The sequence below is a fragment of the Burkholderia sp. MSMB1588 genome, assembly GCF_001546925.1.
GTDB lineage: Bacteria > Pseudomonadota > Gammaproteobacteria > Burkholderiales > Burkholderiaceae > Burkholderia > Burkholderia humptydooensis.
Genome location: NZ_LNJS01000001.1, coordinates 1,866,537 through 1,888,136, shown reverse-complemented (window position 1 = coordinate 1,888,136; position 21,600 = coordinate 1,866,537). Strand labels below are relative to the sequence as shown.

Genomic DNA, 21,600 nt, shown 5'->3' with positions numbered 1-21,600 from the left:
GCGATTCCGTGCCGATGCCGGCCGCGCTCAGCCTTCGAATGCCAGCCACGCATGCGCGATGCTCGCATGCGCGGATGACGCCACGCCGAATGTCGCCGCGAGCCCCGTCACCCAGCACGCGAGCGTCGCGGAGCGCGCGCCGCCCGTCGTGACGGCGAGCGGGCCGACGAGCCCGGCAATCGCGTGCGAGCGCCACAGCAGCAACACGAACAGCGTGCAGCCGACCGCCATCGCGACGCAGAACGCATGGAGCGCGACCGCCGAACGCCGCGTGAACGGCGCGCGGTGATGGCGCTGGTTCGTCGCGACGATCGCGGCTGCGTTCGCCACAGGCACGATCGCCATCGCGAGCATCCAGAAGAGCGGCTGGTCGCTCGACGAATTGATCAGCAGCAGCGTGCCGATCGTCCAGATCGGCGGCGCGAGCAGCGTGAGCGCGATCCATGACAGCAGTTGCCACGCGAGCCACGGTGCGCGCCAGCGCAGCGGGCGGCGCGCGGCGGCATGGCCGGCCACGGTCGGGCGCAGCCGGCCCGGCATTGCGGTGGTGCGGGACAGGCGCACGGCGAGCCACCGTGCGAGCATCGCGGCGAATGACATGAGTTCGTCCGAGTCGTTGACGTGCTTTCTCTTGGCGGGCTTTCTCAATAGCTAGGACGGATCGGGCGGCCGCAAGCCGCAGGATTTCGGCGGGCGCGGCGCCGCGGCGGCATGGATCGGGCGCGTGGCCGGCGCGCGGACTCGTGCGAATCTTCAGGAGAATGTCACAAAAAGTTCCCGGTACAAACCCGACGATTGTCGGGCTGCCCGCGGGTGCGTCGCGATCGCGCGCCGCCGACGATCCGTGCCGGCCGGGCAGACGATATGCACACGAAACGGGGCTCAGCACAGTCATGCGCAACGTCCTCGCCAACGACGCGGGGTATCCGCTGCGCGCGCATTGCGGGTCGTGCTCGATCGGCCGCGCCGTTTCATGGGCGCAGCCGAGGGGCGACATGCGCGCCGCTCGCACGCCTGCGGCGTCGAGTCGGCCGTCGCACGCAAAAAGGTTGCGGCAATGCGCGCTTCGTTCCGTCTAGGTAGATGAGCGTTGCATCGAGCGTGTCGCGCGCGGTGCCGCTCGCGATCGACGCTCGCGCGGCCGCTGCGGGTTTTTCGCTTTCGTTTCGTCCTTTCCGGTGAGACGCCGCTTGTCGCGCCGGAGCGCATCTCGCCGTCAATGCCAACCGGCGCTGTTCGTCGGCGCTCGGGGTGCGCGGGACATGATCAGGATGGCGAAGTAAGAGTCATCGAAATGAAACACGTATTTGATAGCGGGCAAGCGGGTGACGCCGTTCGCGCCGTTGCGATCCGGAACAAAAAGGGGAATGGCGCATGCCGCCGAGAGTAGACCGTAAGTCACGCGAGCCAAGGCGGTTGATGCGCCGACGCCTGACCAGCGCCGTGCTGGCCGGGGGGCTGAGCGTCGCGCCCGTCGCCCGCGCGCTGGAGGCCGCCGCCGCGCCGGCCGCGAACGCGGCCTCGACGGCGCCGCAGACGTTCGACGTCAACGCATTCATCGTGCGCGGCAACACGATGTTGCAGGCGATCGAGATCGAGAAGGCCGTCTATCCGTTCGAAGGGCCGGGCAGAACGCTCGCCGACGTGAACGCGGCTCGCGACGCGCTGCAGAAGGTCTATCAGGATCGCGGCTATCAATCGGTCGTCGTCGAATTGCCGCAGCAGCAGGTGAAAAACGGCGTGATCCTGCTGCAGGTGGTCGAGACGAAGGTCGGCCGGTTGCGCGTCGACGGCGCGAAGTACCACTCGCCGCAGCACATCCGTGACGCGGTGCCCGCGCTCGCCGAAGGCGCGGTGCCCGACTTCAGCCAGGCGCAGCAGCAGCTCACCGAGCTCAATCGCTCGGCCGACCGGCAGGTGATTCCCGTGCTCAAGCCGGGGACGATGCCGCAGACCGTCGACGTCGACCTGAAGGTCGACGATCACCGCCCGCTGCACGGCACGCTCGAGCTGAACAACGACAACAGCCCTGGCACGTCCACGCTGCGCACGAGCGCGAACCTCAGCTACTCGAACCTGTGGCAGCTCGGCCACGTGATGTCGGCCACCTATGTGATCGCGCCGCAGCACCCGAACGACGCGCGCGTCTACGCGTTTTCGTACCTCGCGCCGATCCGGGATTCGCGCTGGAGCTTCCTCGCGACCGTCGTCCACTCGGACAGCAACGTGGCGTCGGTCGGCGGCATGAACGTGCTCGGCAAGGGCACGACATACGGCTTCACCGCGATCTACGCGCTGCCGGCGACGGATACCTACGCGCAGTCCGTCAGCATCGAGATCGACCGCAAGCATTACGACGAAAACGTGATGTTCGGCCGCCAGACGTCGACGGCGCCGCTGACCTACGTGCCCGTGACGTTCTCCTACAACGGCCAGTTGAGCCTGAAGCAGTCGCAGACGTCGTTCCTGGCGTCGCTCACGACGAACATCCGCGGCATCGGCAGCGACTGGGGCGCATGGGACAACAAGCGCTACAACGCGACGCCGGATTTCGTCTACGGCAAGTTCGACCTCAATCACACGCAGCGCTTCGCGAACGACATGCAGGCCAATGCGCACGTGAGCGCGCAGCTCTCGAGCTCGCCGCTCGTGTCGAGCGAGCAGTTCGCAGCGGGCGGGATGAACAGCGTGCGCGGCTACATGCAGGCGGAGGACACGGCCGATAGCGGCGTGATCGGCTCGCTCGAGCTGCGCAGCCCATCGCTCACGAAATGGCTGGGCGGCGCGGTCGGCAGCCGCGTGAACGAGTGGCGCTTCCACGCGTTCGTCGACGCGGCGCATCTGTGGTTGCTGAGCCCGCAGGCGGAACAGACGTCGCGCTTCAATCTGCTGAGCGTCGGCGTCGGCACGCGGCTGCAGTTGCTCAAGTACGCGAGTGCGGATTTCGAGGCGGGATGGCCGCTGAAGGCGGGGGTCTATACGCGGCGCTACAGCCCGCGGTTCGATTTCTACGTTCGGCTGGGGTTCTGACGGATTTTCTTTTCGTGCCGGGGCGGCGCGACGTGCGCAACGCCCGCACATTCGGGGAGTGGATCGTGAAGCGAGTCTTGTTTTTCCTGTTGGCGGTGATGCTCGGCGCGCTGCCCGGCGTCGCGAGCGCATGGTGGCAGAGCGACTGGTCGTACCGCAAGTCGATCACGATCGACGCGAGCGCCAAGGGCGCGAACCTCACGGAGTCGGCCGGCCGCGTGCCGCTGCTGATCCGTCTGCATTCGGGCAATTTCCAGTTCGACGGGCTGGCCGACAACGGCGCCGACATCCGCTTCGTCGGATCGGACGACAAGACGCCGCTGAACTTCCACATCGAACAGTACGATCCGGTGCTCGGCGTCGCGCTGATCTGGGTCGACATCCCGAAGATGCCCGCGGGCGCCGCCGAGTCGATCTGGATGTACTACGGCAACAAGAAGGCGCCGGACGGCGGCAAGCCGGCCGAGACGTTCGACGCCGACTACACGCTCGTCTATCACTTCAACGGCGCGGCGGGCGCGCCGCCGAAGGACGCGACGGCCTACGGCAACAACGCGCAGAACGCGTCGTTCAGCACGATCGAGGACGGCATCGTCGGCAAGGGCGCGCGGTTCGACGGCAACGGTTCGCTGACGCTGCCGGCGAGCCCGTCGCTGAACGTCGCCGCGGGCGCGGGCTTCACGTTCAGCGCATGGGTGAAGCCGTCGGCGCTCGCGCCCAACGCGCTGCTCTACAGCCGCCGCGACGGCGCGAACGCGCTGCTGATCGGTCTCGACAACGGCGTGCCGTTCGCGCAGATCGACGGCGGCGCCGCGCCGGCGCGCACGCCGGCCGCGCCGCCCGTCGGCGCGAATCAGTGGGCGCATCTCGCGGTGACGGCCGACGGCAGGAACCTTACCGTCTACGTGAACGGCAAGCAGGTGGCGCAAGCGGCGGCGGCGCTGCCCGCGCTGTCGGGCGTGGCCGCGATCGGCGCGGACGTGGCCGGCGCGCCGGCCGGCTTCGCCGGGTACGCGGGGGCGCTCGACGAGCTCCGGCTGTCGAGGCTCGCGCGCTCGCCGCAGACCATCGCGGTCGACGCGCTGGCGCAAGGCTCCGAATCGAAGCTTCTCGCATACGGCGCCGACGAGAAGCAGTCCGGCTTCGGCTTCGGCTATTTCGGCGTGATCGTCCAGTCGGTGACGGTCGACGCATGGGTCGTGATCGCGGTCCTGCTCGCGATGGCGGCCATCTCGTGGTTCGTGATGTGGACGAAGGCGCGCTACGTCGGCGCCGTCGATCGCGCGAACGGCTACTTCGTCCAGCGCTTTCGAGAGGTCGCGGGCCGGCATCTCGTCGGTCTCGCGCACGTCGACGCGCGCTCGGACGAAGGGCGCCGGCTCGCGCAATCGTCGCTGTATCGCCTGTATCGCGCGGGCGTCGACGAGATCCACAGCCGCGTCGACGACAACGGCCGCACGGTGATCACGACGGAATCGATCGAGGCGATCCGCGCGTCGATGGACGCGACGCTCGTGCGCGAGAACCAGCGGCTGTCGAAATCGATGGTGCTGCTGACGATCGCGATCTCGGGCGGCCCGTTCCTCGGCCTGCTCGGCACCGTGGTCGGCGTGATGATCACGTTCGCCGCGATCGCGGCGGCGGGCGACGTGAACGTGAACGCGATCGCGCCGGGCATCGCGGCCGCGCTGCTCGCGACGGTGACGGGCCTGTTCGTCGCGATCCCGGCGCTCTTCGGCTACAACTATCTGCTGATCCGCAACAAGAACGTGACCGCGAACATGCAGGTGTTCGTCGACGAGTTCGTCACGCGCCTCGCGGAGGCGCATCGCAATCCGGACCACGCGCTGGCGGCGGATTGAACGGGGGGAACGCGCGATGCAAGTACAGGACGACGACAAGCCATACGACGACATCAACATCACGCCGATGCTCGATCTGGCATACGTGCTGCTCGTGATTTTCATCATCATGACGACCGCGTCGGTGCAGGGGATCAAGGTCGATCTGCCGAAGGCGAGCTCGTCCGCGAGCCTCGCGAAGCCGAAGACGAAGGCGATCACGGTCGCGGACTCGGGGCAGATCTTTCTCGACGCATACCCGGTGACGATGGACGAGCTCGAAGCGCGCCTGCGCACCGAGAAGGCGGCCAGCCCCGAATTCCCGATCGTGCTGAAGGGCGACGCCGCCGTGCAGTACCAGAAGGTCATGGACGTGCTCGATCTGCTGCGGCGCCTCGATCTGTCGCAGGTCGGTCTCGTGACCGGCAAGGCGAAGCAGGGCGGCTAGGGACGCGCGATGGAAATGACCTACAACGGCGGCCCGCGCGACAAGGGGCCGGGCCGCTTCGTGAAGCCCGTCGCGCTCGCGCTCGTCCTCGCGGGGCTCGCCGCGCTGATCTGGCGTTTCGCGGGCGACACCACGGGCGTGAAGCGCGCGAGCGCGCCGCAGGTGACGACCGTGATCCCGCTGCCGCCGCCGCCGCCGCCGAAACAGAAGCCGCCGCCCGAGAAGATGAAGGAGGAGGCCAGGACGCCCGTCGACAAGCCGACGATCGCGCCGAAGCCGTCGGAGGCGCCGAAGCCGTCGGACAACCAGCCCCGGCAGATGACGATGAACGCGCCCGCGCAGGCCGGAACCGACAGCTTCAACATCGGCGCGGGCGACGGATCGGGCATGGTCGGCAGCGGCGGAGGCGGCAAGTTCGGCAATTCGAGCTACGCGCAGTACATGGTGTACGTGCTGCAACGCGCGATCGAGCAGGACAAGGGCGTGCAGGAGGCGGGCGGCGCGCGCTTCTCGGGCAGCCTGAACCTGTGGATGGACCCGTCGGGCCGGATCACGAAGGTGACGATCGCGCAGTCGACCGGCGACGCGAAGATCGACGCGGCCGTCGTCGCGGCGGTCGAGTCGCTCGGCCGGGTCGACGAGGCGCCGCCGCCCGCGACCGCCTATCCGGTGCTCGTCAGGTTGCAGGGGCGCAAGCCGGCATGACGGCGCGCGCGAATGCGAACGGCGAATGAATCATGGGGCAGGTCCGTCGCACGGATGCTGCCGGAAAAAGAAACGGCAATTGTTCGGAGTGCTTTGATGATTCGGAAGATGAACGGACGGGGTGACGGGCCCCGCAGCGGCGCGCTGTCCGCGCGCCTGTCGCGCATCGGCGCGGCGGTGCTGACGCTCGGGCTGACGTGCGCGTCCGCCGCGCACGGGCAATCGCTCGAGACGCAGGCGGCATCGGGCAAGGCCGCGCCGACGGAGAGCGTGGTGGTCAACCTGATCAACCTGCTCGTCAAGCGCGGCGTGCTCACGCAGCAGAACGCGAATGAGCTGATCGGCGAGGCGCGCGCGGAAGCCGCGCAGGCGAAGGCCGCGCGCGCGTCGGGCGTGCCCGTGGTGGCGGGGGCCGCCGTGGTCAACCCGCCGACGCAGCCGGGCGACGTCGCGGTGCCGTACGTGCCGCAGGTCGTGCGCGACCAGATCCGCGACCAGGTCAAGCAGGAGGTGATCGCGCAGGCGAAGGCCGAGAACTGGGCGCAGCCGAACACGTTCCCGGACTGGGTGTCGCGGATCAGGCTCGACGGCGATCTGCGCGTGCGCGACGAATACCACTTCTACGGCAGCCGCAACGCGAACAACGTGACGAACTTCGCGGCGATCAACCAGGGCGGCGGGTTCGACATCAACCCGAACACCAACACGACGCAATTGCCGACGCAAAACACCACGCAGAACCGCAACAACCTGCTGCGTTACCGCGCGCGGCTCGGCGTGACGGCGACGCTGTCCGACGAGCTGACGGCGGGCGTGCAGCTCGCGAGCGGCAACGACAACGGGCCGGTGTCGACGACGGCCACCGCGGGCGGCGGCTTCGCGAAGAAGAACATCTGGCTGAACAAGGCGTACTTCTCGTACCGGCCGGCGGCCTGGCTGAACCTCACGGCCGGCCGCTTCGACAACCCGTTCTTCAGGTCGGACCTGGTGTTCTCCGACGATCTGATGATGGACGGCCTCGCGGCGAATCTGCACCACGCGCTGCCGTGGAATCCGGACGTCACGCTGTTCGGCACGCTCGGCGTGTTCCCGATCCAGTACACGAGCGAGAACTTCCCGTCGAACAGCACCGACAAGGCGGGCAGCGACACGAAATGGATGTTCGGCGCGCAGTTCGGCGCGGACTGGAAGATCGACGCGAAAAACCGCCTGAAGGGCGCGGTGGCGTACTACGACTTCCAGAACATGCGCGGCACGCTGTCGTCGCCGTGCGCGCTGTATCTCGGCGCGACGAACTGCAGCACCGACAACGAGGCGCCGGCGTTCATGCAGGGCGGCAACTCGCTGATCGCGCTGCGCAACATCGTGCAGAACCCGAACCTCGCGCCGGGGATGACGCCGCAGCCGCAGCTCTTCGGCCTCGCGTACAACTACCGGCTGCTCGATCTGAAGACGCAGTGGGATACGGTCGTCGCCGATCGCTTCAAGCTGCGCCTCGACGGCGAATACGTGCGCAACCTCGCGTACAACGAGAACAAGGCGTTCGCCGCGGCGTCACTGCCCGTCAACAACTACGAATCGACGTCCGTGAACGCGACGCGCGCCGATTATCGGAGCGGCCCGAACGGCTTCCTCGCGAAGGCGACGATCGGCGAACCCGAGCCGCGCACGAAGGGGCAGTGGAATTTCTCGGTGGCGTACAAGTATCTGCAACCGGACGCGGTGCTCGACGCGTTCAACGATTCGGACTTCCATCTCGGCGGCACCAACGCGCGCGGCTACGTGATCGGCGCGGCGTATGCGGTGGCGCGCGACGCGTGGGTGTCGGCCCGCTATCTGAGCGCGAAGGAAGTGTACGGCCCGCCGGTATCGATCGACGTGCTGCAGCTCGAGCTCAACGCACGTTTCTGACCGGAGCCGAGGATGAACACCACCCATCGCGCGATGCTCGCGGCCGGCCTGGCCGGCGCGCTGCTGCTCGCCGCCGGCGGCGCGCGCGCGCAAGGCATCGAGGACAAGCTGCGCAGCCAGTTGCGCTCGACCGTGCAGGAACTGCGCCAGTTGCAGGACGGCCAGGCGCAGTTGCAGGCCGACAAGGCGGCCGCCGAGAAGCAGCGCGACGACGCGCTCGCGCAATTGAAGACGGCGCAGGCGCAGCTTGCCGCGGCGCGCGGCGATTCGGGCGCGGGGGCGGCCGCGAAGCGCGCGCTCGCGCAGGAGCGCGCGCTTCGCGAGCAGGATGCGCAGTCGCTCGCGAAATACAAGTCGTCCAACGAGGCGCTGCTCGCCGCGGCGCGCGCCCACGATGCGCAGCGCGCGCAATGGCGCGACGACGTCGCCGCGCGCGACACGCAACTGACAACCTGCGAGGCACACAATGCGGCGCTGTATCGCGTGGGCCACGAGATCCTCGAGGCATACGAGCACGTCGGCTTCGGCGCGATCGTCGCGTCGCGGCAGCCGTTCGCGCAGTCGGCGCGCGTGAAGTACGACGAGCTCGCGCAACGCTACGGCGATGCGCTGTACGCGGGCAAGTATGACCGGGCCGCGCGTTCCGCCGGCGCGGCGCCGGTGCCGGCACCGGCCGCGTCGGCGGGCGTCGCGGCCGGCGCGCCATGAGCACGCGGCGCGCGGCGGCTCGTCGGCCCTGCGGCGCGGGACAAGCGCATCGCTCGGCCGGCTCCATTCATTCGTTGAACACAGGAAGAACGCACATGCAGGACAGCCTTTCGAACGCCGGCGGCGCACGCCCGGCGCAAGACGACGAGCCGATCGCGGCGATCAGCGCCGACCGACTGGCCGACATACTGCGCCGCGCCGGCTATCGCGTGACGGCGGCCGAGCAGAACGGCGCGGTGCAACTGATGAGCGCGAGCCAGGGGATCGGCTTCTCGGTGCGCTTCGGCAATCCCGCCGCCGGGCTCGGGCCGCGGCCCGCCGATGCGGGCGAGGGCCCCGCCGCCGCGCTCTACGTCGACTACACGCTCGCGTGCCTGCTGCAGGTGCAGGGCGAATTGCCGGCCGAGCTCGTCGCGAACTGGAACCGCACGAAGCGCTTCGCGCGCCTCGCGAACCACGGGCCGCTGCTCGCGCTGGAGATGGACGTCATCGTCGCGGGCGGCGTGTGCGAGCGCCACGTGCGCTCGACGATCGAGCTGTGGGATCGCCTGATCCAGGAATTCCTGCTGCATCTGCGCAACCGGCCCGCGATGACCGAGCAGGAAGCGGCGGCCCAAGCCGCGCACGAGCGCGCCGCGCAGCCGTGACCGCCGCGAGCCGGATCGGCGCTGCACTGCGGACTGCGCGCCGGATGCAATGAACGTAACGATGCCGATGCGTGCGTCGCCCGGGCGCGATGCACGCGATTCGGGAGGGCAGTCTCAAGAGAGGGCGGTCAAGGCATGATGACGAAGATGAAGATAAGGGCGATCGCGGTGAGTGGACTCTTGCTGGGTGCGCCGCTCGCCGCGCACGCGCGGGACGACGTGATCGCGAACGCCGCGCAGGCGTCGGTCACGCAGGCGGATCTCGCGACGCTGCTGAAGACGGTGAACCCCGAAGTCCGTGAACGGCTCGCGGCCGCCCCCACGGCGCTGGACCAGGTCGTGCGCTCGGCGCTCGCGCAGAAGGCCGTGCTCGCCGAAGCGAAATCGAAGGGCTGGGACAAGGAGGCGCAGGTGCAGTCGGCGATCGAGCAGGCGCGGCGCGACATCGTCGTGCGCAGCTATCTCGCGTCGATGAACGCGCCGCCGGCCGACTATCCGTCGGACGCCGAGATCCAGGCCGCGTATGACCGGAATCTCCCGGCGTTCATGGCGCCGCGCGCGCTGCACGTCGCGCAGATCTACATCGCCGTGCCGCCGAACGCGGAGGCCGCGACGCTCGACAAGGCGCGCAGGCAGGCGGCCGATCTCGCGAGCCGCGCGCGCAACGGCGATTTCGCCGCGCTCGCGAAGGCGAACTCGCAGGACCACGCGAGCGCGGCGAACGGCGGCGATCTCGGCTTCGTGCCCGAGCCGCTGATGCTGCCGGAAGTGCGGCAGGCGGCCGGCGCGCTGAAGCCGGGCCAGGTCTCCGCGCCGATCCGGACGCCGGCCGGCTTTCACGTGGTGAAGCTGATCGACGCGCGCGCCGCCGCGCCGCGCCCGCTGGCCGACGTGAAGGAGCAGGTGCGCGCGATGCTGCGCGCGCAGCGCACGCAGCAGAACGCGCAGGCGTATCTCGCGAAGCTGACCGCGAACGCACCGATCAACGAAGAAGCGCTGAAGAAGGCGCTGGCGGCCGTCCGGTAGGCGCCCCGTGGCCACCGCCCGTCCGACGCCGCGCATCGATCCGCCCGATGCGCATGCCGATGTGCATGCCGATGTGCACATGCCGAAGCGGCCGCGCCCGGCCGTCTCGATCGGGCGAGTGCGCCCGCCGAAGGCCAACCTGTGGCCGCGTCCGCCCGGCGAGCTGCCGACGCACTGTCCGCTCTGCTTCGGCGCGCTGGTGTCCGTGCCCGGCGCGAGCGGGCACGCGCGGCACCGGAGCGCGCGGTGTTCCGCGCAATGCGTGCTGACGACCCACCGCTACCAGCCCGACGAACCGATGATCTGCGGCTCGCGCGACGCGCAATGCTCGGCGCGCCATCGGGAGCGCTTCGTCGCGCAATGGGCGCGCCATTACGCGTTGATGCGGCGCGTGTGGCCCGCGCTCACGATCGAGCGCTTCGTCACGGTGATCGCGTGCGCGGACGTCGCGGATCTCTGGTCGTACCGCGCGCTGCGCGACGACGATCTCGCGGCCGTCCTGCTCGTGCTCACCGGCTTCCTGCGCGTGCCGGACGCGCCCGCCGCCGATGCGCTCGTGCCGGCGGCGCGCTGGGTGCGGTTCTGGTTCGACGCGAGCGTGCGCGAGATCGGCGACTTGTGGGCGGCGGGCGCCGCCGCGCCGCGGCTCTTTCGCGTCGACTATCGCGAGCCGCTCGCCACGCCGTATCCGACGGGCGCGCAGGTGCACGCGTGGCAGCGCATCGACGGGATGCGCGATGCATGGGCGCAGCAGGCCGACGCGCCGGCGGCGGCCGTCAGTCCGCGCGATCGCGCCGCGTTCGCGCGTTTTCTCGCGAGCCCGCCGCCGCGCGGCGGCGAAAGCGTATGAGGGCGACGCGGTGCGGTGTGATCGAACAAATCTCGAAGGAGGCTCGCATGAGGGTGCGACGCAAGTGTATCGCCGTGGGCGCATGCCTGTTGCTGATGGCCGGCGCCCATGCGCAGGGCGGCCGTGCCGACGTGGATGCGGCCGCCGTGGATACGGCCGCCGTGGATGCGGCCGGCTCGGCCGCGCGGCCGAGCCCGACGCCGAAGCCGGTGTGCGTCGACGCGGAAGTCGACGGCAAGCGCGCGCTGTCGTACGACTGTCTCGGCGCGCAGTTGAAGCCGAAGGCCGAGCCGCAGGCCGGCGCGTCGCAGACGGATTCGGAGCGGTTGTCGAAGCAGCCGTCGAACCGGCTCGGCACGTTCAACCTGTCGGCCGAGCGCAACCGCTTCGGCGCGAACTGGGGTAAGTCGGCGACGCCGCAGCGGCCCGCCGCGCCCGTCGCCATACCGCCGAAATGACGCGCGGGGCGGCGTCGCGCAATGGGCGCGCGCGAGGCCGGCGGCGCGCCGCCGGGCAACGAAGAGGAGCAGCAACATGAAATCGCGCAAACGGGCAGGCATGGCGGCGAGCCGGGCGATCGCGGGGGGCTTGGCGATCGCGATCGCGCTCGCGTGCGGCGCGCCGCGCGCCGCCGACTGGCCGGCGCGGGCCGACGGCGCGCCGACGGTCGCGCTGCCGAATTTCTCCGCGCTCGTCAGCCGGGTCGGCGCGGCCGTCGTCAACATCAGCGTCACGCGCGAGGTGACGCAGATGGGCATTCAGCTTCCGCCCGGCATCCCGCCCGATCATCCGCTCGCGCCGTTTCTCGCGCGCCGCGTGATTGGCAATCGCGACGAAGTGAGCCTCGGCTCCGGCTTCATCGTCAGCGCGGACGGCGTGATCCTGACCAACCGGCACGTGGTCGGCGACGCGGCTGCCGTGGACGTCAAGCTGACCGACAAGCGGCAATTCAGGGGGCGCGTGATCGGCAGCGATCCCGTGTCCGACGTCGCCGTGATCCGCATCGACGCGCGCAACCTGCCCGTCGTCGCGACGGGCGACCCGGCGCGCACCGAGGTCGGCGACTGGGTGATGGCGATCGGCTCGCCATATGGCTTCGCGAACACGGTCACGCAGGGCATCGTCAGCGCGAAATCGCGATCGCTGCCCGGCGAGCGCGCGATCCCGTTCATCCAGACCGACGTGCCGATCAACCCCGGCAATTCGGGCGGCCCGCTGTTCGACCTGAACGGCCGCGTGATCGCGATCAATTCGATGATCTTCTCGAAGACGGGAGGCTACCAGGGGCTTGCGTTCGCGATTCCGATCGACATCGCGCTCGACGTGAAAGACCAGTTGATGCGCACCGGCAAGGTCACGCGGGGGCGGCTCGGCGTCGCCGTGCAGGAAGTCAGCCAGGCGCTCGCGCGCTCGTTCGGCCTCGCGACGCCCGACGGCGCGCTGATCACGACGGTCGAGCCCGACGGCCCCGCCGCGCGGGCCGGCCTGCAGGCGGGCGACGTCGTGCTCGCGGTCGACGGCCGGCCGATCGCCGAATCGGCCGACCTGCTCGGCATGATCGCGGCCATGCGCCCAGGGCGCATGGCCGATCTGCTCGTCTGGCGCGCGGGGCGCGCGACGCACATGACGGCGACGGTCGGCGCGTTCGACAGCGGCACGGCGTCGAGCGGCGGCGCGCCGGGGCCCGCGCGTCTCGCGCGTTTCGGGCTGGCGCTGCGCGCGGCGACGGAGCAGGAGCAGCAGCGGCTCGGCATGAGCCGCGCGCTCGTGGTCGAACAGGCGAGCGGCCCGGCGGCCCGCGCGGGACTGCGGGCCGGCGATGTCCTGCTGTCGGTGAATGGCGCGCCGGCCGCGAGCGTCGGCGCGCTGGCGAGCGAGATCGACCTCGCGCACGGGACGGTCGCGCTGCTCGTGCAACGCGGCGGCGCGCGATTGTATGTTCCGATCGAGCCGGGGTGAGCGCCGGCGCCCGGGGCGGGAGCGCGTGGCCCGGCGCGGCCTGCCTGCCGCATCGGCGTCGTGCGAACGGGAAAGTGAAACAGGAGGCGTGATGAAGCGAAGGCGAGGAAGGGGCGTGCTCCGATGGCTGCCGGCGTTCGCCGTCGCGTGCGTGCTCGCGTCGGGCGTGCCTGCCGCCGCGCAGACGGCCGACGTGCCGCAGCCGTGGATCAGGTACGGCGAGCTGGCCGGCGGCCAGTTCCGTGCGCGGCTCGAAGCCGACGGCGAAGCGGCCGACCGGCTGCACCGGCATCTGGCGGCGCGCATGGCGAACGCGAGCGCTGACGCACCGATGCAGTCGATCGTCGTGCGCGCGTGGATGGACGCGAACGGAGCCGTCACGCGTGTCGAATTCGCATCGCTCGGCGATCCGGACGCGGACGCGACGCTCAGGCAGTTGCTCACCGCGACTCCGCTGGCGGAGCCGCCGCCGCCGGACATGCCGCAGCCGCTGCGCGTGCGCCTGCGGTTCGCGCCGAATCCCGAATCGCAAACCGGCGAGCCGGCTGAAACCGGGCATGCGCGATGAAGCGCCGCGCGGCGCCGGACGGCGATTCGCGCCATCCGGCGAGCGGCCGGGATTCGCCGGATGCGCGGGAATCGCTTCCCGGCGCGATGCTCCGTCGATCGTCGGGGCGAGCGCGGACTGGGCGGCCGGCGTTCGCGACGCACGAGGTTCTGCGGCCGGGAAGAGCCGGATGAGGGACGAAGAGTCACGAGGAAACCGAGATGCGGATAGGGATTTCGTATATTGCACGGCCTGGGCGCACGGTATGGGACGACGGGCCGGGCCAAAGCGTGTTCTTTCTGGTCAAGCTGCTGCGCGCGCTGCCGGCGATCGAGGACGTCGCGCTGATCGACTGCGGTCCGGAACCGGCGTTGCCGGCGCAGGCGAAAGCGCTGTTTCCGGACCTGCCGCTGATGGCGCCGCGCGAGGCCGCGCAGCGGGTGGACGTGGTGATCGGGATGTCGGGCGGGCCCGATGCCGAATGGCTGGATCACGTGCGCGCGCGAGGCAAGAAGGTGGTGTACCTGTGCGGCGGCGAGCCGGACGCGCAATGGCTCGGCCCGAGCGTGTTCCAGCGAGGCGGGTATGGTTCGCACGCGCCGCGCTGCGACGAGATCTGGGTGCTGCCGAAGGATCGGGCGTTCGGCCCGGTGCTGGAGGCGCTGCATCGATGCCCGGTGCACGAAGTGCCGCTCCTGTGGGACCCGATGTTCATCGATCGGCGCATCGGCGGGCTGGCGGCGCGCGGACGGCGCTTCGGCTACGCGGCGCGGCACGGTGGTCGGGGCGGGACGCGGGGGCTGCGCGTGGCGATATTCGAGCCTGACGGAGCGCAGGCCAAACGCTGCGTGATTCCGGTGCTCGCATGCGACATGGCGTTTCGCGCGGCGCCCGATGCGATCGACGAAGTGCGGGTGCTCGACGGCGCGCTGATGCAGGCGCACCCGAGCTTCTCGTTTTTGCGGAACTCGCTCGGCGTGAAGCAGGCGGGACGGCTGCATCTGGATGGCCGGCACGACTTCGCGGACTACATGAGCCGGGCGGCCGATGCGGTGGTGGCGCATCACTGGCGCGACGATCGGAACGTCCCGCACCTCGACGCGCTGTATGGCGGCTATCCGCTGATTCACAACGCGACGTGGCTCGCGGATCTCGGCTATTACTATCCGGCGTTCGACGTGTTGTCGGCGGCGCGCGCGCTGGTCGCTGCGGCGACGCGGCACGACGCGGCCCAAGCGGACTACGTGCGCCGTTCGCGCGCCTTTCTCGCCGGGCTGAGCCCGCTGTCGCCGGCGAACGGCGCGCGTTATCTGCAGCGGTTGCTGCATCTGACGGCCGCGCGTGCCGGCAGATCGGGCGATGCCGCCGCGGGGCGGCGCTCCGCGCAGGCTGCATTCGCGGATCGTGAGATGGCGGCATTCACGGCCGCACGCCGATCCGGTACTTCGTCGTCTGCCGATACGTGCCCCCGGGCCGCAGCACGGCGCCGTCCCGCAGGTTCGTCATGTTGATCTGATTCGGAAACCTGCCGGCCTCGAGGCACAGCGCCGCGTGGCGCGCACAGCGCGCGCCGTCGCGCACGCGCAATCCGTGCAGATGATTGCCCGTATAGCATTGCAGCCCCGGCTGGTCGGTCGACACGGTCAATTCGCGCCCGCTCTCGGGATCGTACACGCACGCGACGGGCCGCACGCCCCGCGTGCCGGCGCTGCCCAGCACGTAGCAGTGGTCGAAGCCTCCCGCCCGCGCGAGCTGCGCGTGCGGCCAGTCGAGCCGCGCGCCGAGCGGCGCGCCGTGCCGGAAATCGAAGGCGGTGCCGGTCACGTCGGCGGCGCCCGTCGGGATCAGCGCGTCGTCGATTTCGAGGAACATGTCGGCGTCGATCGTCAGCAGATGACCGCGCACGTCGCCGCCCGGGCGGCCGCTCAGGTTGAAATAGCTGTGATTCGTCAGGTTGAGCGGCGTGGGCGCGTCGGCGGTGCCGGTGTAGTCGATCGTCAGCGCGCCGTCGTCGTCGAGCGTGTAGCGAACCTGCACGGTCACGTTGCCGGGGAAGCCCGCGTCGCCTTCGGGCGATTCGAGCCGCAGCGCAAGGCCACCGCAGTCGTCGACGACTGCCCAGCGCTCGCGATGAAAGCCGCTCGCGCCCCCGTGCAGCAGGTTGCCGTTCTCGTTGCGGTCGAGCGCGTAGTCGACGCCGTCGAGCGTGAAGCGCGCGCCCGCGATCCGGTTCGCCCAGCGGCCGATCGTCGCGCCGAGGTAGGCCCCCGATTCGATGTATTCGGCCGGCGCGTCATGCGCGAGCACGATGTCGGCGAAGCGGCCGGTGCGGTCGGGCGCGAGCCAAGACACGACCGTTGCGCCGAGATCGCTGACGACGACGCGCATGCCGTCCGCATTGCGCAGCGTGTAGCGGCGCACCCGGTCGCCGCCGGGCAGCGCGCCCCAGGGCTCGGACGGCACGCGGGCGACGCCGGGAGCCGGGGGAAAAGCGTGAGTGTCGGTGTCGATGGGCATGGGCGGAATCGGTTCGTGGACGGTCGTCTTCATCGCGCGGACGCGGCGCGCTCCTGGTATTCGCGCGGCGTGCAGCCGAGCTCGCGCCGGAACACCGCGTGCATGTACTGCAGCGACGTGAATCCGCAGCGGATCGCGACCTCGGCGCTCGACGCGTGACGGCCCGCGAGCAGCGCCTGCGCCGCTTCGAGCTTGTGGCGCAGGATTTCCTGGTGCACGGTGCGCCGCAGTTCGCGGCGAAAGTGCTCTTCGAGCAGCGAGCGCGACACGCCGACGTAGTCGGCGACCTGCTCGGTCTTGATGCCCTGGCACGCGTACTGGCGGATGAAATGGCGCGCGCGCATCACGTGCGGGCTCGCGAGCGGCTGGTGGCGCGTCGATTCGAGCACGTTGATCCCGACGGGCGGCACGAGGATTCGCCGCCCCGGAAAGCGCGCGCCGCCCAGCATCTGATGCAGCAGATGCGCGGCGGTGCGGCCCATCTCCCCGGTGCCCTGGATCACCGACGAGAGCGGAATGCGCGTGAGCGTGCGCGTGAGCGGATCGTTGTCGATGCCGACGATCGCCACCTGCTCGGGCACCGGGATGCCGGCGATCAGGCACGCCTGCAGCAGGTGCCGCGCGCGCGCGTCGGTCACGGCGATCACGCCGACCGGCTTCGGCAGCGCGCGCAGCCAGCCGATCAACTGCTCGATCGCGTGGTTCCAGGCCGACGCGCTCGTCGACAGCCCGCGGTAGACCGGCGCATCGAGCCCATCCGCGCGCGCGAGCCGGTCGAACGCGCGCTCGCGCTGCTCCGCCCAGCGGTTCTGCCGCGCGACGGGCAGGCTGTACATCGCGAAGCGCGGCAGCCCCGCGCCGATCAGATGCGTGTAGGCGAGCGACACGAGCTTCGCGTTGTCGGTCGCGATATACGGCAGGTCGGCCGGATACTGCGCCGCGTCCTCGTACGACGAGCCGACCGCGACGATCGGCAGCGGCGAGCCGGCGAGCGCGTCGGCGACGGCCGGATCGTCGAAGTCCGCGATGATGCCGTCGCCGTCGAAGCGCTCGATGCCGGCGAGCCGGCAGCGGAAGTCGTCTTCGAGGAACAGGTCCCACGCGACGCGCGTCGAGCGCAGGTAATCGCCGATGCCGCCGATGATTTCGCGGTCGTAGACCTTGTTCGCGTTGAACAGCAGCGCGATGCGGTGCGGCGTCCGGGCGGAAGGGGCGCGGGTCATCTCGATCTCTAGCAGGCTGTTGAATTTGGGCCCAGCGTAAACGGGCGTTGAGAGTCGCGCGTTATGGATATCGTGTTCATGACCTTGGGCAATGAGAGCGATGCGCGGAATGGACGAGATGCAAGAACCGCTGTTCACAACGGTCAAGCTGGAAGACTTCGTGCCGGCCGATCACCCGCTGCGGCCGGTACGGCAACTTGTCAACGAAGCGCTCAAGCAGCTCAACGGATTGTTCAGCGTGATCTACGCGGACAGCGGCCGCGCGTCGATTGCGCCGGAGAAGCTGCTGCGGGCGTTGCTGCTGCAGGTGCTGTACTCGGTGCGCAGCGAGCGCATGCTGATGGAGCAGATGCGCTACAACCTGCTGTTCCGCTGGTTCGTCGGGCTGGCGATCGAGGACGCCGTGTGGGACCACTCGACGTTTTCCAAGAACCGCGACCGGCTGCTCGAACACGAGGTCGTCGAAGCGTTCTTCACCAAGGTCATGGGCTTGGCCGAGCAGCGTGGCCTGCTCTCGCGCGAGCACTTCTCGGTCGATGGCACGCTGATCCAGGCCTGGGCCAGCCACAAGAGTTTCCGCCCCAAGGACGGCCCGGGCGACGAGCCGCCCGCGGGTGGCGCTCGCAACGCCGACACTGACTGGCGTGGCCAGCGGCGCAGCAACGAGACACACCAGTCGAGTACCGATCCGGATGCACGCCTGTTCAGGAAGAGCAAGCAAAGCGGGGCCATCCTCGCTTACCAAGGACACATTCTCATGGAGAACCGCTCGGGCCTGGTGGTGGGTGCCGTGGTGAGCCATGCCGACGGCTTTGCCGAACGCGCGAGCGCCCTGCGCTTGCTTGATTGTGTACCGGGCCGCCATGCCAAGACGCTGGGCGCCGACAAGGGTTACGACATGCGCGACTTCGTTGGCGATTGCCGGGCACGCAAGGTGACGCCGCACGTGGCACGCAACGACACCCGCCAAGGCGGCAGCGCGATCGACGGCCGCACCTCGCGGCATGCCGGCTACCGGATCAGCCAAGTCATCCGCAAACGCATCGAAGAGCACTTCGGTTGGGGCAAGACGGTGGGCCGGATTCGGCAGACGGTGTATCGCGGCATCCGGCGCGTCGATCAGCACTTCAAGCTGACGATGCTCGCCAGTAACCTGACTCGCATGGCTCGAATACTGACGGTGGTGTCGCCCCGAGTTGCGCAATAAGCCGCCTGAGCGGGGCCGACGTGCGTCGGCATGCCGGCTGGCATGTCCACCAGCCGGGAGATTTGCATGGTGCTGCTGTAATTCACCGCTTGATCGCACGTGAAATCCTTTTAACCAGCGCTCCGGTTGTCATGACGGAGGGCTTTTCAACAGCCTGCTAGGGTCTGCTTACATACGGAACGCGCATGCGAATGCCCGGCATCGCGCGGCTCCCAAGGGGACTTCCCGCGGGGCGCGGGGCGGCGCGGCGCCGTGGCTCCCGAAGGCGCGCGGGCGGCGCCGCGCGGCTGTCGGGCGTGCGGCCATTGTAGGACGGGATGCGCGCCGTGCGCGGGCGGCTGGCAAGAAACGTTATGCGCGCTGCGCAATTTCGCAATTGCCGGCGCGAGGGTGCGCGAGCACGATCCTGCCAGACCGAATTCGGCCCCGCGCGTCGCCGCGACGCGCGTTGCGCCGCAACACGGATGGAGACGCCATGTCGTATTTCGAACACATTCCCCCGATTCGCTACGAAGGCCCGCACTCGGACAATCCGCTTGCGTACCGGCATTACGACCGCACGAAGCGGGTGCTCGGCAAGACGCTCGAGGAGCACCTGCGGATCGCCGTCTGCTACTGGCACACGTTCGTGTGGCCGGGCCACGACATGTTCGGCCAGGAGGCGTTCCGGCGGCCGTGGCAGCAGCCGGGTGAGCCGCTCGAGCGCGCGCGGCAGAAGGCCGATGCGGCGTTCGAATTCTTCACGAAGCTCGGCGCGCCGTTCTACACGTTCCACGATACCGACGTCGCGCCGGAAGGGGCGAACCTGCACGAGTACGTCGAGAACTTCACGCGGATGGTCGACTATCTCGGCGAGCGCCAGCAGGCGAGCGGCGTGCGGCTGCTGTGGGGCACCGCGAACCTGTTCTCGCATCCGCGCTTCGCGGCCGGCGCGGCGACGAACCCGAACCCCGACGCGTTCGCGTGGGCGGCGACCCAGGTGTGCCACGCGCTCGACGCGACGCGCCGGCTCGGCGGCGAGAACTACGTGCTGTGGGGCGGCCGCGAAGGGTACGAGACGCTGCTCAACACCGATCTCGCGCGCGAGCGCGAGCAATTGGCGCGGTTCCTGTCGATGGTCGTCGAGCACAAGCACCGCACCGGCTTCACCGGCGCGCTGCTGATCGAGCCGAAGCCGCAGGAGCCGACCAAGCACCAGTACGACCACGACGTCGCGACGGTGCACGGCTTCCTCACGCAATACGGATTGCAGAACGAAATCCGCGTGAACATCGAGGCGAACCACGCGACGCTCGCCGGCCATTCGTTCCATCACGAGATCGCGAACGCGTTCGCGCTCGGCGTGTTCGGCAGCGTCGACGCGAACCGCGGCGATCCGCAGAACGGCTGGGACACCGACCAGTTCCCGAACAGCGTCGAGGAGCTGACGCTCGCGTTCTACGAGATCCTGCGCCACGGCGGCTTCACGACGGGCGGCATGAACTTCGACGCGAAGGTGCGGCGCCAGAGCGTCGATCCGGAAGACCTGTTCCACGGCCATGTCGGCGCGATCGACGTGCTCGCGCTCGCGCTCGAGCGCGCGGCCGTGCTGGTGGAGAACGACCGGCTCGATGCGCTGCGCCGGCAGCGCTACGCGCAGTGGGATTCGGCGTTCGGCCGCAAGATCCTCGCGGGCGGCTACTCGCTGCAGTCGCTCGCCGCCGACGCGCTCGCGCGCGGCGTGAACCCGCGGCACGCGAGCGGCGCGCAGGAGCGGCTCGAGAACATCGTGAATCAGGCGATCTACGCGCTGCGCTGATCGCACCGGCAGGCGGGCGTCCGGCACGCGCGGCGCTGCGCTCCGACGCGGGCGGCGCGCTGCTGCGGCTGTCCGGCGTTTCGTGGGTTCGTGGGTTCGTCCAATAAAGAGGAGTGCAGACATGAGATCCGTCACGCGTCGTACCGTATTGGGTTCGCTTGCCGGCGCCGCGGCGCTGGCGCTCGCCGCGCCGCTCGCGCACGCGAGCCGGGACAAGCCGGAGATCGGCTTTTGCATCGACGACCTGCGCGTCGAGCGCTGGTCGCGCGACCGCGACTATTTCGTCGCCGCCGCGACGAAGCTCGGCGCGAAGGTGTCCGTGCAGTCGGCGGATGCGAGCGAGGCTCGGCAGATCTCGCAGATCGAGAACCTGATCTCGCGCGGCGTCGACGCGATCGTGATCGTGCCGTTCAATTCGAAGACGCTCGGCAACGTCGTCGCCGAAGCGAGGAAGGCGGGCATCAAGGTCGTGTCGTACGACCGGCTGATCCTCGACGCCGACGTCGACGCCTACATCTCGTTCGACAACGTGAAGGTGGGCGAGCTGCAGGCGCAGGGCGTCTACGACGCGAAGCCGAAGGGCAACTACTTCCTGCTCGGCGGCGCGCCCACCGACAACAACGCGAAGATGCTGCGCGAAGGCCAGTTGAAGGTGCTCAAGCCCGCGATCGACCGCGGCGACATCCGGATCGTCGGCCAGCAGTGGGTGCCCGAGTGGAGCGCGTCCACCGCGCTGCGCATCGTCGAGGACGCGCTGACCGCGAACGGCAACCGGATCGACGCGATCGTCGCGTCGAACGACGGCACCGCGGGCGGCGCGATCCAGGCGCTCGCCGCGCAGCATCTCGCGGGCAAGGTGCCGGTGTCGGGGCAGGACGCGGATCTCGCGGCCGTCAGGCGCGTGATCGCCGGCACGCAGACGATGACCGTCTACAAGCCGCTGAAGCTGATCGCGAGCGAAGCCGCGAAGCTCGCGGTGGATCTCGCGAAGGGCGCGAAGCCCGCGTACAACGCGCAATACGACAACGGGAAGAAGAAGGTCGACACGGTGCTGCTGCAGCCGACGCTGCTGACGAAGCGCAACGTCGACGTCGTCGTGAAGGACGGCTTCTACACACCGGCGCAACTGGCGAGCCAGTGAGCCAGCAACGGCGATACGCGCGCGGCCGGCCGCCGGTGCGGC

Annotated in this window: 19 protein-coding genes; 16 read left to right on the top strand and 3 right to left on the bottom strand. The window is 69.7% G+C overall.

All coding sequences use genetic code 11. The annotated features are described in order from the left end of the window. Nucleotides 1-27 precede the first annotated feature (27 nt). The gene (locus tag WS92_RS20330) at nucleotides 28-600 is read right to left on the bottom strand and encodes a hypothetical protein (protein WP_059928471.1); all 573 of its coding nucleotides are present in this window, start codon (nucleotides 598-600) and stop codon (nucleotides 28-30) included. Nucleotides 601-1,419: 819 nt separating this feature from the next. Between WS92_RS20330 and WS92_RS20325 the strand changes: the two genes are divergently transcribed. The 13 genes from WS92_RS20325 (at nucleotide 1,420) to WS92_RS20265 (ending at nucleotide 15,183) form a co-directional block, all read left to right on the top strand. Then, nucleotides 1,420-3,030: a ShlB/FhaC/HecB family hemolysin secretion/activation protein gene (locus tag WS92_RS20325; protein WP_059928431.1), complete on the top strand. Its 1,611-nt coding sequence runs from the start codon at nucleotides 1,420-1,422 to the stop codon at nucleotides 3,028-3,030. Nucleotides 3,031-3,095: 65 nt separating this feature from the next. Next, entirely contained in the window at nucleotides 3,096-4,892 is a 1,797-nt protein-coding gene (locus WS92_RS20320) for a DUF2341 domain-containing protein (RefSeq protein WP_059928468.1), read from the top strand. 16 nt (nucleotides 4,893-4,908) lie between these two features. Further along, nucleotides 4,909-5,319 (top strand): ExbD/TolR family protein, encoded by a 411-nt coding sequence (locus WS92_RS20315; RefSeq protein WP_006026831.1) that lies wholly within the window; start codon nucleotides 4,909-4,911, stop codon nucleotides 5,317-5,319. A gap of 9 nt (nucleotides 5,320-5,328) precedes the next feature. Next, nucleotides 5,329-6,024 carry an energy transducer TonB family protein gene (locus tag WS92_RS20310; protein WP_059928428.1) on the top strand — a complete coding sequence of 232 codons (696 nt, stop codon included), beginning with the start codon at nucleotides 5,329-5,331 and terminating at the stop codon, nucleotides 6,022-6,024. A gap of 96 nt (nucleotides 6,025-6,120) precedes the next feature. Beyond that, nucleotides 6,121-7,935 (top strand): putative porin, encoded by a 1,815-nt coding sequence (locus WS92_RS20305; RefSeq protein ID WP_059928425.1) that lies wholly within the window; start codon nucleotides 6,121-6,123, stop codon nucleotides 7,933-7,935. A gap of 12 nt (nucleotides 7,936-7,947) precedes the next feature. Further along, nucleotides 7,948-8,643 (top strand): hypothetical protein, encoded by a 696-nt coding sequence (locus WS92_RS20300; protein ID WP_059928422.1) that lies wholly within the window; start codon nucleotides 7,948-7,950, stop codon nucleotides 8,641-8,643. A 95-nt stretch (nucleotides 8,644-8,738) separates the two neighbouring features. Beyond that, on the top strand, nucleotides 8,739-9,290 hold the full coding sequence (locus WS92_RS20295) for a YbjN domain-containing protein (RefSeq protein ID WP_059928420.1): 552 nt from the start codon (nucleotides 8,739-8,741) through the stop codon (nucleotides 9,288-9,290). Nucleotides 9,291-9,425: 135 nt separating this feature from the next. Next, a complete protein-coding gene (locus WS92_RS20290; protein ID WP_015600706.1) occupies nucleotides 9,426-10,316 on the top strand; it encodes a peptidylprolyl isomerase in 891 nt (296 codons plus the stop codon). A 7-nt stretch (nucleotides 10,317-10,323) separates the two neighbouring features. After that, entirely contained in the window at nucleotides 10,324-11,166 is an 843-nt protein-coding gene (locus WS92_RS20285) for a hypothetical protein (RefSeq protein WP_041861666.1), read from the top strand. Nucleotides 11,167-11,213: 47 nt separating this feature from the next. After that, nucleotides 11,214-11,624 carry a hypothetical protein gene (locus WS92_RS20280; protein ID WP_082743469.1) on the top strand — a complete coding sequence of 137 codons (411 nt, stop codon included), beginning with the start codon at nucleotides 11,214-11,216 and terminating at the stop codon, nucleotides 11,622-11,624. 76 nt (nucleotides 11,625-11,700) lie between these two features. Beyond that, the gene (locus WS92_RS20275; protein ID WP_059928415.1) at nucleotides 11,701-13,125 is read left to right on the top strand and encodes a Do family serine endopeptidase; all 1,425 of its coding nucleotides are present in this window, start codon (nucleotides 11,701-11,703) and stop codon (nucleotides 13,123-13,125) included. 115 nt (nucleotides 13,126-13,240) lie between these two features. After that, on the top strand, nucleotides 13,241-13,693 hold the full coding sequence (locus WS92_RS20270; protein ID WP_082743468.1) for a hypothetical protein: 453 nt from the start codon (nucleotides 13,241-13,243) through the stop codon (nucleotides 13,691-13,693). Between the two features lie 200 nt (nucleotides 13,694-13,893). Then, nucleotides 13,894-15,183 carry a DUF2827 family protein gene (locus WS92_RS20265; RefSeq protein ID WP_015601043.1) on the top strand — a complete coding sequence of 430 codons (1,290 nt, stop codon included), beginning with the start codon at nucleotides 13,894-13,896 and terminating at the stop codon, nucleotides 15,181-15,183. Here the strand turns inward: WS92_RS20265 and WS92_RS20260 are convergent. Further along, nucleotides 15,092-16,189: an aldose epimerase family protein gene (locus WS92_RS20260; RefSeq protein ID WP_059928459.1), complete on the bottom strand. Its 1,098-nt coding sequence runs from the start codon at nucleotides 16,187-16,189 to the stop codon at nucleotides 15,092-15,094. The two genes, WS92_RS20265 and WS92_RS20260, sit on opposite strands and share 92 nt — an antisense overlap. Before the next feature lie 29 nt (nucleotides 16,190-16,218). Continuing rightward, a complete protein-coding gene (locus WS92_RS20255) occupies nucleotides 16,219-17,412 on the bottom strand; it encodes a XylR family transcriptional regulator (RefSeq protein WP_015601299.1) in 1,194 nt (397 codons plus the stop codon). A gap of 109 nt (nucleotides 17,413-17,521) precedes the next feature. Between WS92_RS20255 and WS92_RS20250 the strand changes: the two genes are divergently transcribed. The 3 genes from WS92_RS20250 to xylF all read left to right on the top strand — a co-directional run bounded on the left by WS92_RS20250 (nucleotide 17,522) and on the right by xylF (nucleotide 21,558). Continuing rightward, nucleotides 17,522-18,619 (top strand): IS5 family transposase, encoded by a 1,098-nt coding sequence (locus WS92_RS20250; RefSeq protein WP_015602980.1) that lies wholly within the window; start codon nucleotides 17,522-17,524, stop codon nucleotides 18,617-18,619. A gap of 475 nt (nucleotides 18,620-19,094) precedes the next feature. Then, nucleotides 19,095-20,417, top strand: a complete 1,323-nt coding sequence (xylA, locus tag WS92_RS20245) for a xylose isomerase (protein WP_006026818.1) — start codon at nucleotides 19,095-19,097, stop codon at nucleotides 20,415-20,417. Between the two features lie 121 nt (nucleotides 20,418-20,538). Then, nucleotides 20,539-21,558 carry a D-xylose ABC transporter substrate-binding protein gene (gene xylF, locus WS92_RS20240; protein WP_015601802.1) on the top strand — a complete coding sequence of 340 codons (1,020 nt, stop codon included), beginning with the start codon at nucleotides 20,539-20,541 and terminating at the stop codon, nucleotides 21,556-21,558. Nucleotides 21,559-21,600 lie beyond the last annotated feature (42 nt).

Excerpts from the sequence above, each read along its gene's own strand:
- WS92_RS20330 (WP_059928471.1), bottom strand. The coding sequence starts at position 600 with ATGTCATTCGCCGCGATGCTCGCACGGTGGCTCGCCGTGCGCCTGTCC.
- WS92_RS20325 (WP_059928431.1), top strand. The coding sequence starts at position 1,420 with ATGCGCCGACGCCTGACCAGCGCCGTGCTGGCCGGGGGGCTGAGCGTC.
- WS92_RS20315 (WP_006026831.1), top strand. The coding sequence starts at position 4,909 with ATGCAAGTACAGGACGACGACAAGCCATACGACGACATCAACATCACG.
- WS92_RS20310 (WP_059928428.1), top strand. The coding sequence starts at position 5,329 with ATGGAAATGACCTACAACGGCGGCCCGCGCGACAAGGGGCCGGGCCGC.
- WS92_RS20305 (WP_059928425.1), top strand. The coding sequence starts at position 6,121 with ATGATTCGGAAGATGAACGGACGGGGTGACGGGCCCCGCAGCGGCGCG.
- WS92_RS20300 (WP_059928422.1), top strand. The coding sequence starts at position 7,948 with ATGAACACCACCCATCGCGCGATGCTCGCGGCCGGCCTGGCCGGCGCG.
- WS92_RS20295 (WP_059928420.1), top strand. The coding sequence starts at position 8,739 with ATGCAGGACAGCCTTTCGAACGCCGGCGGCGCACGCCCGGCGCAAGAC.
- WS92_RS20290 (WP_015600706.1), top strand. The coding sequence starts at position 9,426 with ATGATGACGAAGATGAAGATAAGGGCGATCGCGGTGAGTGGACTCTTG.
- WS92_RS20280 (WP_082743469.1), top strand. The coding sequence starts at position 11,214 with ATGAGGGTGCGACGCAAGTGTATCGCCGTGGGCGCATGCCTGTTGCTG.
- WS92_RS20275 (WP_059928415.1), top strand. The coding sequence starts at position 11,701 with ATGAAATCGCGCAAACGGGCAGGCATGGCGGCGAGCCGGGCGATCGCG.
- WS92_RS20265 (WP_015601043.1), top strand. The coding sequence starts at position 13,894 with ATGCGGATAGGGATTTCGTATATTGCACGGCCTGGGCGCACGGTATGG.
- WS92_RS20260 (WP_059928459.1), bottom strand. The coding sequence starts at position 16,189 with ATGCCCATCGACACCGACACTCACGCTTTTCCCCCGGCTCCCGGCGTC.
- WS92_RS20255 (WP_015601299.1), bottom strand. The coding sequence starts at position 17,412 with ATGACCCGCGCCCCTTCCGCCCGGACGCCGCACCGCATCGCGCTGCTG.
- WS92_RS20250 (WP_015602980.1), top strand. The coding sequence starts at position 17,522 with ATGGACGAGATGCAAGAACCGCTGTTCACAACGGTCAAGCTGGAAGAC.
- xylA (WP_006026818.1), top strand. The coding sequence starts at position 19,095 with ATGTCGTATTTCGAACACATTCCCCCGATTCGCTACGAAGGCCCGCAC.
- xylF (WP_015601802.1), top strand. The coding sequence starts at position 20,539 with ATGAGATCCGTCACGCGTCGTACCGTATTGGGTTCGCTTGCCGGCGCC.